The organism is Pseudomonas sp. SMV7 (genome assembly GCF_052041995.1).
In the GTDB taxonomy this organism is placed as follows: Bacteria; Pseudomonadota; Gammaproteobacteria; order Pseudomonadales; family Pseudomonadaceae; genus Aquipseudomonas.
Genome location: NZ_JBKGGT010000001.1, coordinates 240,172 through 255,203, shown reverse-complemented (window position 1 = coordinate 255,203; position 15,032 = coordinate 240,172). Strand labels below are relative to the sequence as shown.

General features: G+C 67.1%; 13 protein-coding genes and 1 pseudogene. 8 read left to right on the top strand and 6 right to left on the bottom strand.

All coding sequences use genetic code 11. From position 1 onward, the window contains the following. Positions 1-62: 62 nt before the first annotated feature. The gene (locus ACLEJP_RS01425; protein WP_440803900.1) at positions 63-1,403 is read left to right on the top strand and encodes a D-serine ammonia-lyase; all 1,341 of its coding nucleotides are present in this window, start codon (positions 63-65) and stop codon (positions 1,401-1,403) included. A 48-nt stretch (positions 1,404-1,451) separates the two neighbouring features. On the opposite strand, the gene alr is transcribed toward ACLEJP_RS01425, so the two are convergent. Next, a complete protein-coding gene (gene alr, locus ACLEJP_RS01420) occupies positions 1,452-2,681 on the bottom strand; it encodes an alanine racemase (RefSeq protein WP_440803898.1) in 1,230 nt (409 codons plus the stop codon). 209 nt (positions 2,682-2,890) lie between these two features. Here alr and ACLEJP_RS01415 point away from each other — a divergent pair. After that, positions 2,891-3,013, top strand: a pseudogene (locus ACLEJP_RS01415) (IS5/IS1182 family transposase); the annotation flags it as partial. Here ACLEJP_RS01415 and ACLEJP_RS01410 read toward each other — a convergent pair. From ACLEJP_RS01410 to ACLEJP_RS01395, 4 genes are read right to left on the bottom strand one after another with little or no spacing between them, the layout of a single operon-like run. Beyond that, positions 3,010-4,065 carry a lipocalin-like domain-containing protein gene (locus tag ACLEJP_RS01410; protein ID WP_440803896.1) on the bottom strand — a complete coding sequence of 352 codons (1,056 nt, stop codon included), beginning with the start codon at positions 4,063-4,065 and terminating at the stop codon, positions 3,010-3,012. The pseudogene ACLEJP_RS01415 and the gene ACLEJP_RS01410 sit on opposite strands and share 4 nt — an antisense overlap. After that, the gene (locus ACLEJP_RS01405) at positions 4,055-6,514 is read right to left on the bottom strand and encodes an FtsX-like permease family protein (protein ID WP_440803894.1); all 2,460 of its coding nucleotides are present in this window, start codon (positions 6,512-6,514) and stop codon (positions 4,055-4,057) included. The genes ACLEJP_RS01410 and ACLEJP_RS01405 overlap by 11 nt, the downstream gene beginning before the upstream one ends. Further along, a complete protein-coding gene (locus ACLEJP_RS01400) occupies positions 6,511-7,179 on the bottom strand; it encodes an ABC transporter ATP-binding protein (protein ID WP_440803892.1) in 669 nt (222 codons plus the stop codon). Before ACLEJP_RS01400 ends, ACLEJP_RS01405 begins: the two co-directional genes overlap by 4 nt. 18 nt (positions 7,180-7,197) lie before the next feature. Next, complete coding sequence (locus ACLEJP_RS01395) at positions 7,198-7,341, bottom strand: hypothetical protein (protein ID WP_440803890.1); 144 nt, start codon at positions 7,339-7,341, stop codon at positions 7,198-7,200. An 89-nt stretch (positions 7,342-7,430) separates the two neighbouring features. On the opposite strand from ACLEJP_RS01395, the gene mrdA reads away from it, so the two are divergent. Together mrdA and ACLEJP_RS01385 are read left to right on the top strand one after the other, a co-directional pair. Continuing rightward, positions 7,431-9,326 carry a penicillin-binding protein 2 gene (gene mrdA / locus ACLEJP_RS01390; protein WP_440803888.1) on the top strand — a complete coding sequence of 632 codons (1,896 nt, stop codon included), beginning with the start codon at positions 7,431-7,433 and terminating at the stop codon, positions 9,324-9,326. Between the two features lie 130 nt (positions 9,327-9,456). Further along, entirely contained in the window at positions 9,457-9,774 is a 318-nt protein-coding gene (locus ACLEJP_RS01385) for a DUF2388 domain-containing protein (protein WP_406821767.1), read from the top strand. A 103-nt stretch (positions 9,775-9,877) separates the two neighbouring features. Here ACLEJP_RS01385 and glcC read toward each other — a convergent pair whose 3' ends face one another. After that, positions 9,878-10,642: a transcriptional regulator GlcC gene (gene glcC, locus ACLEJP_RS01380; RefSeq protein WP_440803886.1), complete on the bottom strand. Its 765-nt coding sequence runs from the start codon at positions 10,640-10,642 to the stop codon at positions 9,878-9,880. Between the two features lie 196 nt (positions 10,643-10,838). Between glcC and glcD the strand changes: the two genes are divergently transcribed. The 4 genes from glcD to ACLEJP_RS01360 are packed head-to-tail and all read left to right on the top strand — an operon-like array spanning position 10,839 to position 15,026. Continuing rightward, positions 10,839-12,338, top strand: a complete 1,500-nt coding sequence (gene glcD, locus ACLEJP_RS01375) for a glycolate oxidase subunit GlcD (protein WP_440803884.1) — start codon at positions 10,839-10,841, stop codon at positions 12,336-12,338. Beyond that, positions 12,338-13,390 carry a glycolate oxidase subunit GlcE gene (glcE, locus tag ACLEJP_RS01370; RefSeq protein WP_440803881.1) on the top strand — a complete coding sequence of 351 codons (1,053 nt, stop codon included), beginning with the start codon at positions 12,338-12,340 and terminating at the stop codon, positions 13,388-13,390. The genes glcD and glcE overlap by 1 nt, the downstream gene beginning before the upstream one ends. A 9-nt stretch (positions 13,391-13,399) precedes the next feature. Further along, positions 13,400-14,635: a glycolate oxidase subunit GlcF gene (gene glcF, locus ACLEJP_RS01365; protein ID WP_440803879.1), complete on the top strand. Its 1,236-nt coding sequence runs from the start codon at positions 13,400-13,402 to the stop codon at positions 14,633-14,635. Further along, entirely contained in the window at positions 14,628-15,026 is a 399-nt protein-coding gene (locus ACLEJP_RS01360; protein WP_440803876.1) for a heme-binding protein, read from the top strand. Before glcF ends, ACLEJP_RS01360 begins: the two co-directional genes overlap by 8 nt. Positions 15,027-15,032 lie beyond the last annotated feature (6 nt).

Below are 15,032 nucleotides of genomic sequence, written 5' to 3'. Positions count from 1 at the left end.
CGACCAGGGGCAAATCTGGTTACTTCGCTCAGCCAGCCTCGGCCCCATTCAGGAACGCCACGATGATTCACGGCAAGACGCTGCAAGCATGGTGCACCTCCCACCCCTTGATCGAGGAGCTGGTGGCACAGCGTGAAACCCGCTGGTTCAACCCGCACATCGCCCCCGCCGCCCAGGCCCTGGCCGATGTCGGCCTGAGCGCCGCCGATGTCAGTGCGGCCAGTGCCCGGCTGGCGCGCTTTGCCCCGTACCTGGCCAGTGTATTTGCCGATACCGCCGCCAGCGGCGGCATCATCGAATCGCCATTGCGCCCGCTGCCCAGGCTGCACGCCACCCTGCTACAGGCGGCCGGCCTGCACGCCAGCGGTTCGCTGTGGCTCAAGGCCGACAGCGAACTGCCGATCTCCGGCTCGATCAAGGCCCGCGGCGGTATTCACGAAGTGCTCAAGCATGCCGAGGACCTGGCCCTGGCCGCCGGCCTGATCAGCCTCGACAGCGACTACCGGGCCCTGGCCAGCGACCAGGCACGGGCGTTCTTCAGCCGCTACAAGGTTGCCGTCGGTTCGACCGGTAACCTCGGCCTGTCGATCGGCATCATCAGCGCCAGGCTGGGTTTCCAGGCCACCGTGCACATGTCGGCCGATGCGCGCCAGTGGAAGAAGGACAAACTGCGCAGCCATGGCGTGAAGGTGGTGGAGTACGCCAGCGACTACAGCGTCGCGGTGGCGCAAGGGCGCCAGCAGGCGGCGGCGGACCCGACCTGCTATTTCGTCGATGACGAGAACTCGCCGCACCTGTTCCTTGGCTACGCCGTGGCCGCCGAGCGGCTTGCCAGGCAGTTCGACGCAGCCGCTATCCAGGTAGATGCCGAGCATCCATTGTTCGTCTACCTGCCCTGCGGTGTCGGTGGTGGCCCCGGTGGCGTGGCGTTCGGCCTGAAGCTGCTGTGGGGCGACCATGTGCACTGCCTGTTCGCCGAACCTACCCACTCGCCGTGCATGTTCCTGGGGGTCTACAGCGGGCTGCATGACGCCACCAGCGTGCAGGATTTTGGCATCGACAACCTGACCGCCGCCGACGGCCTGGCGGTGGGCCGCCCTTCCGGCTTCGTCGGCAAGGCCATGCAGCGCTTGCTCGATGGCTATTACACGGTCAGCGACGAAACCTTGTACCGGCTGTTGGTACTGGCCCATGACCTGGAAAATGCACGCCTGGAACCCTCGGCGCTGGCAGGCATGCCGGGCATGGTCAAGGTGCTCGAAGCGCCCGAATACCGGGCACGCATGGGCTTGACCAGCGAACGGATGGCGCGGGCCACGCACCTGGTGTGGGGAACCGGCGGCAGCATGGTGCCTGAGGCGGAATTCGCCGCTTATCTGAGCAAAGGCCGCTCAGGCACCTAGCGCCCGAGCCCTGGGCCGGCAGCGCCAGGGCTTGCTGGAACGGCTAGGTCAGTCGACCAGAATCTTCGGGTTGGAGTTGCCCCATACGGTGTACAGGTCGGCCAGCAGCGCGCCGTTGATTTCCTCGATCTCGGCCTGGGTGATTTCGCCCCCGGCCTGCTTGCCGAACAACACCACTTCGTTGCCACTTTTCACATCGGGGAAGTCGGTGACATCGACCATCAACGTGTTCATCGACACCTTGCCCACCACCGGCACCCGGTGGCCGTTGATCAGCACATGGCCCTTGTTGGTGAACACCCGGCGATAGCCATCGGAGTAGCCGACGGTGATGTTGGCCAGGCGCGAATCACGGGTCAGGGTGAAGGTGCGGTCGTAGCCGACAGTGTTGCCGGCCGGGTAGCTGTGCACCGCTGCCACGTGCGACTTGAACTGCATGACCCGCTGGTACTCGGTGTGCGTCGGCACGGTATCGCCGAACAGCGCGCCACCGGTGCGCACCATGTCCAGGCGCGCTTCCGGCACTTCCAGCGTGGCGAAGGAGTTAGCCGCGTGCAGGGTGAGCTTGCTGCGATCCAGCTTGGCATGCTTGATCAGCCAGTCGGTCTGCTCGTTGAAGGCGGCCAGGCCTTTGCGCACATCGTCCTTGTCCTCCACGGCGAAGTGAGTCATCAGCGCGACCAGCTTGAGGTGCTTCTGGTCGGTGATCTGCAGTGCTTCGCCACGGCCGGACCAGGTGGCCATTTCTACCCCGTTGCGGCTCATGCCGCCGGAATTGAGCGCCAGGTGGATGCGCAAGGTCTTGCCGTGACGCTCGGCCAGGGCATCGAGCTGGCGGGCGAATTCGGCGCTGCCGACCAGTTCTTCCATGTCGTACTGCAGGGCATCTTCCACTTCACCGAGGCTGGCCAGGCGCACCCGCACCAGCTGCCCGGTGAAGCCACTGGCACGGACCACACGGGCTTCCTCGTTGCTGGCCACCGCCACGCAGGGCACGCCCTGGGCAATGATCGAGGGCATCACCAGGCCGATGCCGTGGCCATAGGCGTCGGCCTTGAGCACGGCGCACAACTTGGACTTGCCACCCAGCTCGGCCTGCAAGGTCCGAATGTTGTGCTGCAGCGCGCTGGCGCTGATTTCGACCCAGGCGTTGCTGTTCTGCACAGTCAGGGCGGTGGTGCCGTTGTCCATCGACAGCGGCGGTGCGGCGTACAGCGGGGCTTGGCCAGTGATCAGCAGAGCGAGGGAGGCAGCCAGGAGGGTACGGCGAAATGGCATGGTGATTTCTCTATTCTTTTTTTTGGTGATGTATGCGGCCGGAAAGACCCAAGGGTATTGGTGCTCGGCACGCCGTCAGCGAGGGTGCCACAGCCATTGGGGATATGACCAGCGGTGTCGCGCCCAGCCAACACCGGATAGGCTCTATACGAAAAAAAATGTCGCAAACTCCGCATGGAACAGGCCAGTGAGACCATGGCGGTTTGGCTGGCTGGAAAGAGAACCGCCGCATCGTGACACGCTTCAACAAGCTCGCGGAAAGCTATGCCGCCATGGTCTCACTGGCCTGTTCCATGCGGTGTTTGCGACAGCTCTTTTGGTACAGAACCTAGTACCCGGTCATTTCCAGATAACCGCGCCCACCCGCACTCCCGGTCAACCGCACCGGCCCTTCCCAGTACGGGAAGCGGGTGTCCATCCACGCCTGCGGCTCCAGCGCCTCGGCCTGCACATCCAGGCCCTGCCCCGGTACCCGCACCCGCCAGCGCGTCGGCACCCGCTTGCCATTTTTCTGCCGCGTCCAGGCCTGCGCCTGCAACTCGACCTGCGCCCTCGCCAGCACCACCACTTCACCCTGCGCGCCAACCCAGGTCCCGGCGCGATACGCCTCGCCCTGGGCCTGGCGCACCTGGAACAGCATCAGCTTGGCGCCATTGTCCAGGTGCAGCGAAAACCAGTCCCAGCCGGTTTGCCCGGCGGCCAGGGGCTGACTGCTCCACTCCCGGTCCAGCCAGGCCTGGCCGGTGACCGCAATACACTGGCCGCCACGCTGCACATACCCGCGCACACGGTAAAACGGCTGGCTGTAGTAATACGAAGCCTGCCCCTTGCCGGATTTCTCGCTGTAGCCCTGCTCGCCATGCAACACCAGGGGCGCATCGCTGTGCAGTTGCAAGTCGTAGCGAAAGCCCTCAGTGGTGGCCCGCATCTGCAGGTGTTCCATGCCGTTGCTGCCCTGCAGCGACCAGTCATTGATCCACGCCCGGAACGGCTGCGCCTGCACACCGGCCTGGCCTATCCCCCCGCGTGCCAGGGTTTCACCCGACTGGTGGCCGCCCGGGCCGGTCAACGCCGCGTGCCCCAGCCACAGGTTCGGGCTGTTCCAGCCGGCCGTGTCCGGGCCTGGGCGCAAGGCCGAGCGGAATAGCGTCCACTGCACGCCCCAGTCACGCTGACGGGCATCCTGCAGGTTGGCGGTGACGTACCACCATTCGATGCGAAAGCCATCGTGCGCGCCGTGGTCGCGTGGAAATGCCAGCCGATGCCCGCGGGTCACCTGGCTGAATGCGCCAGCCTGCTGGCCGAGCCCGGCATAGCTTTGTTCCGCCGGCTTGTCGCAGCCGCACAGCAAGCCAAACAGCAACAGCCACACGCTACGCTTCATCGGTGAACGGCCTCAATAATTCGCGTGGCTGGCGACGCGCCAGTTGCCACAAGGGCCAGGCGCTGGCCAGCAGGCTGCTCAGCAAGGCCAGCAGGGCCAGCTGCAACAGCTGTGCAGGGAACACGTAAAGCGGCAGGCGCCAGCCGAATGCCTGCACATTCAGCACCGCGACCAGGCACCAGGCCAACAGGATACCCAACGGGATGGCCAGCAGCACGGTGAGGCTGCTCAGCAGCAGGGTCTGCCCGAGGCTCAGCCAGGCCAGTTGCGCCCGCCGCACCCCCAGCGCCCATAAAGGCGCCAACTGGCCCAGGCGGGTCTGGCCCAGCGTCAACAGGTTGATGAACAGCGCCACGCCAGCCACGCCAAGGGTCAGGCTGTTGAGCGCAGCGGTGGCGGCAAAGGTACGGTTGAACACCTCGGTCGACCAGCGTTTCAGGCGCGCCTGCTCGACCACCCGGCTGTCGTCGAGGGCAAAGCGCTGCTGCAGTGCGGCCATGAGCGATGGCACCCGGTCTGCGGCCAGATCGACGCTCAAGCCCGTCAGGGTTGCCTGCGGCCAGTGCTCGCGTAACCCGTCGGCGCTGACCAGTACATGGCCCTTGGGGTTGCCATAATCGGCATAGATACCTACGACAGTCAGCACGTGCAGGGTGTCTGCCGGCAGCGTCAGGCTGTCCCCCAGTTGCAGGCGCAGACGCCTGGCCAGTTGTTCACTGAGCATCACGCCCTGCCCGCTGGCCAGTCGCTCCCAGGCGCCCGGTTGTTGCTCCAGCAATGGCCAGCGCGTGCGGTAGGCAGAATGTTCGACGATGCCTTGAAGCTGCACCGGCCAACCTTGCAGCTGCGTTTCCAAGCGCCAGGCGGGCAGGAGCGTGGCGGGCACGGGTTGCTGCTTGAGCCATTCGGCAATCTGCAGGCCTTGGGCGGTATCCCGTGGGGTGATGTACAGCTCGGCCGACAGACGCTGGTCAAGCCAGCCGACAAAGGTCTGGCGAAAGCCCTCGGTCATGCTGCCTACCCCGACACTGGCGGCCAGCGCCAGCAACAGGGCCATCAGTGCCAACCCCAAGGCGGGCAGTTGCTGACGGCTATCGGCGACGAACCATTGCGCCAAGGGTCGCCGGCAACGGCGCGCCAGCCAGGCCAGCGCGCTGTCGAGCAAGGCTGGCAGCAACAGCGCCGCCGCCAGCAGCAGCCCCGCGAGCAGGCCGAACGCGCTGGGCAGGCTGTTACCCAGCAGGCCGCAACCCAGGGCCAGCACCAGCAGCAGGCCCGCCAGCAAAGCCTGACGCTGCAACCACGGCCCCTGCGCCTCACGCCAGGCCTGGGGTTGTGCCAGCGCCAGCAACGGTAACCGTGCGGCGCGCAATACGCTGCCGACCCCGGCCAGCAACGCCCCCACCACGCCAACCAGTACGCCGGCCAACCACCACCACGCCGGCAGGCTCAGCGTGCCGGCCACCTGGGCGCCATACAGGCCGCGCAGGCTGGCGGCAACATCGGGCAGCAGCCACGCCGCCAGCGCGTAGCCACTGGCCACCCCGGCGACACCGCCCAGCACGGCAAACAGGCCCAGTTCCAGCACCAGCGCCCACAACAGGACCTTCAGGTTGATGCCGCAAGCACGCAGGTTGCGAATCAGCCCGCGCCGCTGTTCCAGCGCCAGGCCGATCGCGGCATGGGCGATGAACAGGCCGACGACGAACGCCAGCAGGCCCAGGGCTGTGAGGTTGAGGTGGAAACTGTCGGTCAACCGCTGCAGGCTGCCATCGTCCTGCCGGGGTTGCCATTCAAGCTCGGCAGCGACTTGCACCGGCAGCTGCCCAGGCGCAGTGGCCAGCAGGCGCGACAACTGCCCGGGCGCGTGCAGCAGCGCTTGCGCGTGGCCGATATCGACCACCATCACCCCTGGTGCCAGTGCAGGCTGCAGCATCACCGGTGGCAGCAGTTGCCCTTCGCTGTCGCGTGTCACCTCCCCGGGAGCCAGCTTCAGTTGCCGCAGCAGGTCTGGCCCGACCCAGGCTTGCCCAGGCGGGCCAATGAACGCCTGCAGGTCGAATGCCTGCGGCTGTACGCCGGCAATGCTGCTGGCCGGCGGCAGGCTCAACGGCTCGATGCCGATCAAGCGCACGCTGCGCGCCGGCTCGCCTGGCAAAAGCAGGCGGCCTTCCAGTACCGGGCTCAGCGCCCAGCCCAGCCTGCGCAGCTGCACGTACAGCGCCTGGTCGAAGCGTTCGCCACGGCGCGCCACCAGCTGCGCCTGCATGGGCGCCGCCAGTACCGCACTGGCCCGGGCATAGTCGCTGCGCGCCTGGCTGTTCAACGCCTGCACGCCGGTCCACAAGGCCGTGGCCAGCCACAGGCCGGTGAAGATGCTGAAGCACTGCACACGGTGGCGCCGCCAATGGCTGAGCAACGCCCACAGGGCCAGCCACAGCAGTCTCATCGGCCCTGCTCGGCGCGCACGCGGCCGGCCTGCAAGTAGCAACGCTGCTGCAAGCGTGCCGCCAGGCGCGGGCTGTGGGTCACCATCAGCACACCGCTGCCGGCCTCGGCGACCAGTTGCAGCAGCAAACTCAGCACTTCGTCGCTGCTGGCCTCATCGAGGCTGCCGGTGGGCTCGTCGGCCAGCAGCCAGGCCGGGCGCCCGGCCAGCGCACGGCCGATGGCAACCCGTTGCTGCTGGCCGCCGGACAGCTGTTCCGGGTACCGCGCCAGCAAACCCGCCAGGCCCAGGCGTTGTGCCAGGTAGGCGACCCAATGCGGGTCATGCCGCGCAGCCAGGCGCGCCTGGAAGGCAAGGTTGGCCGCCACGTCCAGGCTGCTGATCAGGTTGTACTGCTGGAATACCAGGCCAACCGCCTCGCGCCGCCAGAGCGCCAGCGACGCTTCGCAACGGCTGTCGAGGACGGCGCCGTCGATCAGGATACGGCCACTGTCGGCGCGATCGAGGCCGGCCACCAGGTGCAGCAGGGTGCTTTTGCCACTGCCTGATTCGCCCATCAGCGCCAGGCTGCTGCCACGTGCCAGGTGCAGGTCGACGCCCTGCAATACCGGCAGCAGGCCTTGTGGGGTGGGGAACGCTTTGTACAGTTGTTCGATGACCAGCATCGCTGGGCCTTGGTCGGTTCAGGTGTCCTTTAGGAATAGCAGGTTCGGCGCGATGCGCTCCATCGGCAGGTTGCAGCCCGCCGACCCGGTGATGAACAAATCTTCATCTTGGCGGCGGGCCGCATGATCATGGGCGTGGCGCGCGTCGTCCGGTTGCTGCAAGCGGCGTTCGCCTTGAGAGGGCCTGGCACCTTGCGTAGCATCACCGCCCCCGCGCCTCACCCAGCCGCCACCCGCAGACAGAACCGCCGATGCCGCAACCCATCCCTCTCAAGGACCACGAAAAGGAAAAGCACCTGGTCAACCGCCGGCTTCTGGCCTGCGCCGCCCTGGTCTTCAGCCTGTGCGCCGTCCTGGTAGGCCGGCTCTATGTGTTGCAGGTGGTGCAGCATGACCAGCAGAGCGCGGTGTCGGAAAACAACCGCGTGCACGTGCTGCCCATCGCCCCCGAGCGTGGCCTGATCTATGACCGCAACGGCGTGGTGCTGGCCGACAACAAGCCCAGCTTCGACCTGACCATGACCCGCGAACGGGCCGGCGGCGACACGGCCAAGGTGCTCGACACCCTGGCGCAGGTACTGGGCCTGGGCGAAGACGAACGCAAGCAGTTCGACAAGGACCTGCGCCGGGGCCGCAAGCCGTTCGAGCCGGTCACCCTGATGGTCGGCCTGAGCGAAGAGCAGATCGCCCTGGTCGCAGTGAACCAGTTCCGTCTGCCAGGCCTGGAGGTCGAACCGCAGTTCATCCGCGAATACCCGCTGGCCGAGCACTTCGCCCATTCGGTGGGCTACGTGGGGCGGATCAACGAAAAAGAGGCCAAGGCCCTCGACAACACCGAATACCGCGGCACCCAGTCGATCGGCAAGACCGGCATCGAACACTTCTACGAAAGCCAGCTGCACGGCCACGTGGGCTACGAGGAGGTCGAGACCAACGCCCAGGGCCGGGTGATGCGGGTGCTCAACCACAAGGACCCGACCCCCGGCCAGGACATCGTCCTGACCCTGGACGCGCACCTGCAACTGGCGGCGGAAAAAGCCCTGGGCGACCGGCGTGGCTCGGTGGTGGTGCTCGACCCGGCCAACGGCGATGTACTGGCCATGGTCAGCAACCCCAGCTTCGACCCCAACCTGTTCGTCAAAGGCATCAGCTTCAAGCAGTACGCTGCGCTGCGCGACTCCATCGACCGGCCCCTGTTCAACCGTGTCCTGCGTGGCCTCTATGCACCGGGCTCGACGGTCAAGCCGGAGGTCGCGATTGCCGGCCTCGACAGCGGCGTGATCACCCCGGGCAGCCGGGTGTTCGACCCGGGCTACTACGAACTGCCCAACTATGACCACAAGTACCGTAACTGGAACCGTAGCGGCGATGGCTGGGTGGACATGTACACCGCCATCATGCGCTCCAACGACACCTACTTCTACGACCTGGCCCACAAGCTCGGCATCGACCGCCTGCACGACTACCTGGCCGAGTTCGGCCTGGGCCAGAAGGTGTCGCTGGACATGTTCGAGGAAGCCCCTGGGCTGATGCCATCGGCCGAGTGGAAACGTGCCACGCGGCGCCAGGCCTGGTTCCCGGGCGAGACGCTGATCCTTGGCATCGGCCAGGGCTACATGCAGGTCACCCCGCTGCAACTGGCCCAGGCCACCAGCCTGCTGGCGAGCAAGGGCGTCTGGCACCGCCCGCACCTGGCGCGGACCGTGGGCGGCACGGCCCCGGTCGACCCCCACCCGATGCCCGACATCGTGCTGCATGACAAGCATGCCTGGGACCAGGTCAGCCAGGGCATGCAGATGGTCATGCACGACCCGCGGGGGATCGCCCGTGCCGCAGCGGCTGGCGCACAGTACCGGATTGCCGGCAAGAGCGGCACCGCGCAGGTGGTGGCGATCCGGCAGGGCGAACGCTACAACCGCGACAAGACCCAGGAGCGGCACCGCGACAACGCCCTGTTCGTCGGTTTTGCGCCCGCCGAACACCCGAGCGTGGTGGTAGCCGTGATGATCGAGAACGGGGAAGCCGGCGGACGGGTGGCGGGCCCGGTGGTACGCGAGGTGATGGATGCCTATCTGCTGGACGACCAGGGGCACCTGAAGCCTGAATATGCCGGTGGCGCAGCCGCGCGTGCTGCGCCCCACAGCTAGGCGTGAGCACCACATGACGGCCTGGGGCTGAGCCTGCCGTGGAACACCCATGGAACTCCGGTCACCTCCGTGCGCTCTTAAACACTGAGTGGTTTATTTCCCTGTGCTTCACGTTACTGGAGAACATGCCATGCGCCACCTACTCCTCGCCCCTGCCTTGCTGCTCCTGCTGCCTGCCGGTGCTGCCCTGGCTGACGTCGACGCGGGCGACGTCGCCACCTCGGCTGGTGTTTCCGCTTCGCTCTACTCGACCTTCAAGGACGACAAACGGATCATTCCGGCGCGTGACGAGCTCTCCGCCTATGTCGCCAGCGGCGGTGCAATCCGTGGCGCCTACGTCGAGGCGGCACTGGAACAAGCGCGCAAGGACCACCCTGGCCTGCAGGCCAGTGATGAAGAACTGGCCCAGGCCATCCTGTCGCAGGACGATAGCGTAGCCAACCACTGATCGGACCGCCGCTGCTGAACCCGCTTCCACAAGGCCACCGAGGCCGTTGCTGGAGCGGGTTCAGCCGCGAGAGGGCCGGCGTCGGTGAAGTGCACGTTGAAGTTCACCCCCAACCGTCCATGCGCATGGTCGCCCGCACCAGGCGCTGCTCCTCCTGCTCGATTTCGCGCAAGCTGTCGCGTATGCCGTTGATGTGCTCGCGTGCGGCCCTCTGCGCCTGTTCGGGCAACTGCTCCATCACCGCGTGATACAAGCGGGCATGCTGACGGTCGATCTGGCGCTTCTGCGCCGGGCGGCAATACAGGTTGTTGACCGAGGCGAAGACCGTGCTCAAGGTCAGGTCGCTGAGCGATTGCAAGGTAAGCACCAGCACCGGGTTGTGCGACGCCTCGCTGATCGCGCGGTGGAAGGCATGGTCGCGGCGGGCATGTTCACGGGCATCGAGCGTCTCATGGCCGGCATGCGCGGCAAGCATCTCGTCATAGCGCCGGCGGATTAGCAGGCGGTCGATATCGGTGGCACGCAAGGCGGCCAGGCGCGCCGATTCGGCCTCCAGCAACGCGCGCACCTCCAGCAGGTCGAACAGAGTGCGTGGCTGCGAGCTGAACAGGTGCATCAATGGTGTGCCCCCGGCCTGCCCGGTCAGGTCGGCGACGAACGAACCGCGGCCCTGCTCGGTGTCGATGATGCCGCGCCCACGCAGGATGCGCAGGCCTTCACGCAACGCCGAACGCGAGCAGCCGAGCTTTTCCACCAGGCGCCGCTCCGATGGCAGGGCCTGGCCGACCTTGAGCACACCCTCGACGATCAACCGTTCGACCCGTTCGGCCACCTGGTCGGCGACCTTGGCCTTGCCTTCCGTACCCACGGTGCACCCTCCTGCTGGTAGGACCAGTTTGCCTACCGGCCTCAATCTAGCCGAGCCCTACCGCCAATGACCAGTGCTTCTGGCAAAAACTGGTAGGACCAGCTCACCCGCTACTCGACCCCAACCGCGGTGACGCGCAGGCTGCAAAGGGTGAGCGATGTGCCAATAACGACAAGAACCGTTGCCGAGTGAGCCCATGAACATCCTGTACGACGAACGCGTCGATGGCGCACTGCCCGCCGTGGACCAGGCGGCCCTGCTGCAGGCGCTGCGCGATGCCCTGCCGGACCTCGAAGTGCTGCACCGCGAGGAAGACCTCAAACCCTACGAATGCGATGGCCTTACCGCCTACCGCACGGTGCCGCTGCTGGTGGTGCTGCCCGAGCGCCTGGAGCAGGTGCAGGCACTGCTCAGGCTCTGCCACCAGCGCGGCGTGCCGGTGGTCGCGCGCGGCGCCGGTACCGGCCTGTCGGGCGGTGCCTTGCCGCTGGCCAAGGGCATCCTGCTGGTGATGGCGCGCTTCAACCGCATCCTCGAAGTCAACCCGCAAGGCCGCTTCGCCCGGGTGCAGCCTGGCGTGCGCAACCTGGCCATCTCCCAGGCCGCCGCCCCGCACGGCCTGTACTATGCACCAGACCCATCCTCGCAAATTGCCTGTTCCATCGGCGGCAACGTTGCCGAAAACGCCGGTGGCGTGCACTGCCTGAAATACGGCCTGACCGTGCACAACCTGCTCAAGGTCGAGATCCTGACCGTTGAAGGCGAACGCCTGACCTTGGGCAGTGATGCCCTGGACAGCCCCGGCTTCGACCTGCTGGCGCTGTTCACCGGCTCCGAAGGCATGCTCGGCATCGTCACCGAAGTCACCGTCAAGCTGTTGCCAAAGCCTCAGGTGGCAAAGGCGCTGCTGGCCAGCTTCGACAGCGTCGAGGATGCCGGCCGGGCCGTGGCCGAGATCATCGCCGCCGGGATCATCCCCGGCGGCCTGGAAATGATGGACAACCTGGCGATCCGCGCCGCCGAGGACTTCATCCACGCTGGCTACCCGGTGGACGCGGCGGCCATCCTGCTGTGCGAGCTGGATGGTGTCGAAGCCGATGTGCACGACGACTGCGAAAGGGTCGCCACCGTGCTGGCCCGGGCCGGGGCACGCGAGGTGCGGCTGGCCAGCGACGAGGCCGAGCGCGTGCGCTTCTGGGCCGGGCGCAAGAACGCCTTCCCGGCGGTGGGGCGCATTTCCCCGGACTACTACTGCATGGACGGCACCATCCCGCGCCGCGAGCTGCCGCGGGTGCTCAAGGGCATCAGCGAGCTGTCCCGCGAGTATGGCCTGCGCGTGGCCAACGTGTTCCACGCCGGCGACGGCAACATGCACCCGCTGATCCTGTTCGATGCCAACCTGCCCGGTGAACTGCAGCGCGCCGAGGCCATCGGCGGCAAGATCCTCGAGCTGTGCGTGGCGGTCGGCGGCAGCATCACCGGCGAGCATGGCGTCGGGCGCGAGAAGATCAACCAGATGTGCGCACAGTTCAACGCTGACGAAATCACCCTGTTCCATGCGCTCAAGGCCGCCTTCGACCCGCAGGGCCTGCTCAACCCCGGCAAGAACATTCCCACCCTGCACCGTTGCGCCGAATTTGGCGCGATGCACGTGCACCACGGGCAACTGCCCTTCCCCGAACTGGAGCGCTTCTGATGAGCATGGACGGAGATATGAGCCAGGCCCTGCTGGAGCAGGTCAGCCAGGCATTGAACCAGGCCACGGCGCTGCGTATCCAGGGCGGCAACAGCAAGGCCATGCTCGGCAACCCGGTTACCGGCGACGTGCTGGACACCCGCAGCCACCGCGGCATCGTCAGTTACGACCCGACCGAGCTGGTGCTCACCGCCCGGGCCGGTACGCCGCTGCGTGAAATCGAGGCGGTGCTGCACGAAGCCGGCCAGATGCTGCCTTGCGAGCCGCCGCACCTGGGCCCCGAGGCCACCTTGGGGGGCATGGTCGCGGCCGGGCTGTCAGGGCCACGGCGGCCGTGGTCCGGGTCGGTGCGCGATTACGTGCTGGGCACACGGGTGATCACCGGCCATGGCAAGTTGCTGCGCTTTGGTGGCGAGGTGATGAAGAACGTCGCCGGTTACGACGTGTCACGGCTGATGGCGGGCAGCTTCGGTTGCCTGGGGCTGCTGACCGAGGTGTCGCTGAAAGTGCTGCCGCGTCCGCGCCAGTGCCTGAGCCTGCGCCTGCCGATGAACCGCCACGAGGCGCTGCTGGAACTCGCCGAATGGGGCCAGCAGCCGTTGCCGATCAGCGCTGCCTGCCATGACGGCGAGGCGCTGTACCTGCGCCTGGAAGGCGGTGAAGGCTCGGTGCAGTCAGCCCGCCAGCGCCTGGGCGGCGAAACGCTCGACAGCCGCTTCTGGAGCGACCTGCGCGAGCAGCGCCTGGCGTTCTTTGCCGACCCTGCACCGCTATGGCGCCTGTCGGTGCCGCTGGCCACCGGCGAACTGCAGTTGCCCGGCCGGCAATTGCTTGATTGGGGTGGTGCCCAGCGCTGGCTGAAATCCACCGCAGCAGCAGAGGACATCCGCGCGCAGGTTGCCAAGGTTGGTGGCCATGCCACCTGTTACGCCCCCGGCACGGCCAGCAGCCCACCGCTAACCCCTGCGCTGATGCGCTACCACCGCGCCCTCAAGCAGCAACTCGACCCCCAGGGCATATTCAACCCTGGCCGCCTGTACCCGGACCTGTGAGCCCAGACCATGCAAACCAACCTCAGCGAAAGCGCCCGGCGCCTGGCCCGCGCCGACGAAGCCGAAAGCATCCTGCGCTCCTGCGTGCATTGTGGTTTCTGCACCGCCACCTGCCCCACCTACCAGTTGCTGGGCGATGAACTGGATGGCCCACGCGGGCGCATCTACCTGATCAAGCAGGTGCTCGAAGGCGAACCAGTGAGCGCCAGTACCCAGACGCATCTGGACCGCTGCCTGAGTTGCCGCAATTGCGAGACCACCTGCCCTTCCGGGGTGAAGTACCACGATTTGCTGGACATCGGCCGCGCCGTGGTCGACCAGCAGGTACCACGCCCACTCGGCCAGCGCCTGCTGCGCCAGGGCCTGCGTGCGGTGGTGCCGCGCCCGGCGCTGTTCAAGGCCCTGACCCGCAGCGGCCAGGCGCTGCGCCCGCTGCTGCCGGCCGCACTCAGGCACAAGCTGCCGGCCCGGGTTGCCGCCCCCGGCGTGCGTCCGGCAGCCCGCCATGCGCGGCGGGTCCTGTTGCTGGAAGGCTGCGTGCAACCGGCCCTGTCGCCCAACACCAATGCCGCCGCCGCACGCCTGCTGGACCGCCTGGGCATCAGCGTGGAGCCGATCCGCCAAGCCGGTTGCTGTGGCGCGGTGGACTACCACCTCAATGCCCAGGAGCAAGGCCTGCAACGCGCGCGGCACAATATCGACGCCTGGTGGCCAGCCATCGAGGCCGGCGCCGAGGCCATCGTGCAGACCGCCAGCGGCTGTGGCGCATTCGTGCGCGACTATGGCCACCTGCTGGCAAACGACCCGCACTACGCGGCCAAGGCCGCGCGCGTCAGCGCGCTGTCGCGCGACCTGGTAGAGGTACTGCGCGACGAGCCGCTCGAACAACTGGGCCTGTGCGCCGAACAACGCCTGGCCTTCCATTGCCCCTGCACCCTGCAACACGCGCTGAAGCTGGGCGGGGCGGTGGAAACCTTGCTCACACGCCTGGGCTTCACCCTGACCGCGGTCGCCGACAGCCACCTGTGCTGCGGCTCGGCCGGCACCTACTCGCTGACCCAGCCCGAACTGTCGCGGCAACTGCGCGACAACCGCCTCAACGCCCTGGAAAGCGGCAAACCACAAGTCATCGCCACCGCCAACATCGGCTGCCAGGCCCACCTCGACGGGGCCGGGCGTACACCGGTGCGGCACTGGATCGAAATCGTCGAAGCAGCCTTGAACCCGGAGAACCACCATGCATAGCAAGCCCGTAATCGGCCAGGCCGAAGTCGCCCGAGTGCTGAGCGCCGCCCGCCAGGAAGCCCTGGCGCACCACTGGAGCGTGACCATCGCCGTGGTCGACGACGGCGGTCACCCGCTGGCCCTGGAACGCCTGGACGGCTGCGCCCCGGCCAGCGCCTACATCGCCGTGGAAAAGGCGCGCAGCGCAGCGCTAGGGCGCAGAGAGACGCGCGATTACGAGGAAATGGTCAATGCGGGCCGCACGGCGTTCGTCACCGCCCCCCTGCTGACCAGCCTGGAGGGCGGCGTGCCGCTGCGGGTGGAGGGCCAGGTGGTAGGCGCCGTTGGCGTTTCCGGGGTAAAGCCCGGGCAGGATGCCCAGGTGGCCATGGCCGGGGCTGCAGCCCTCTGAATCCTG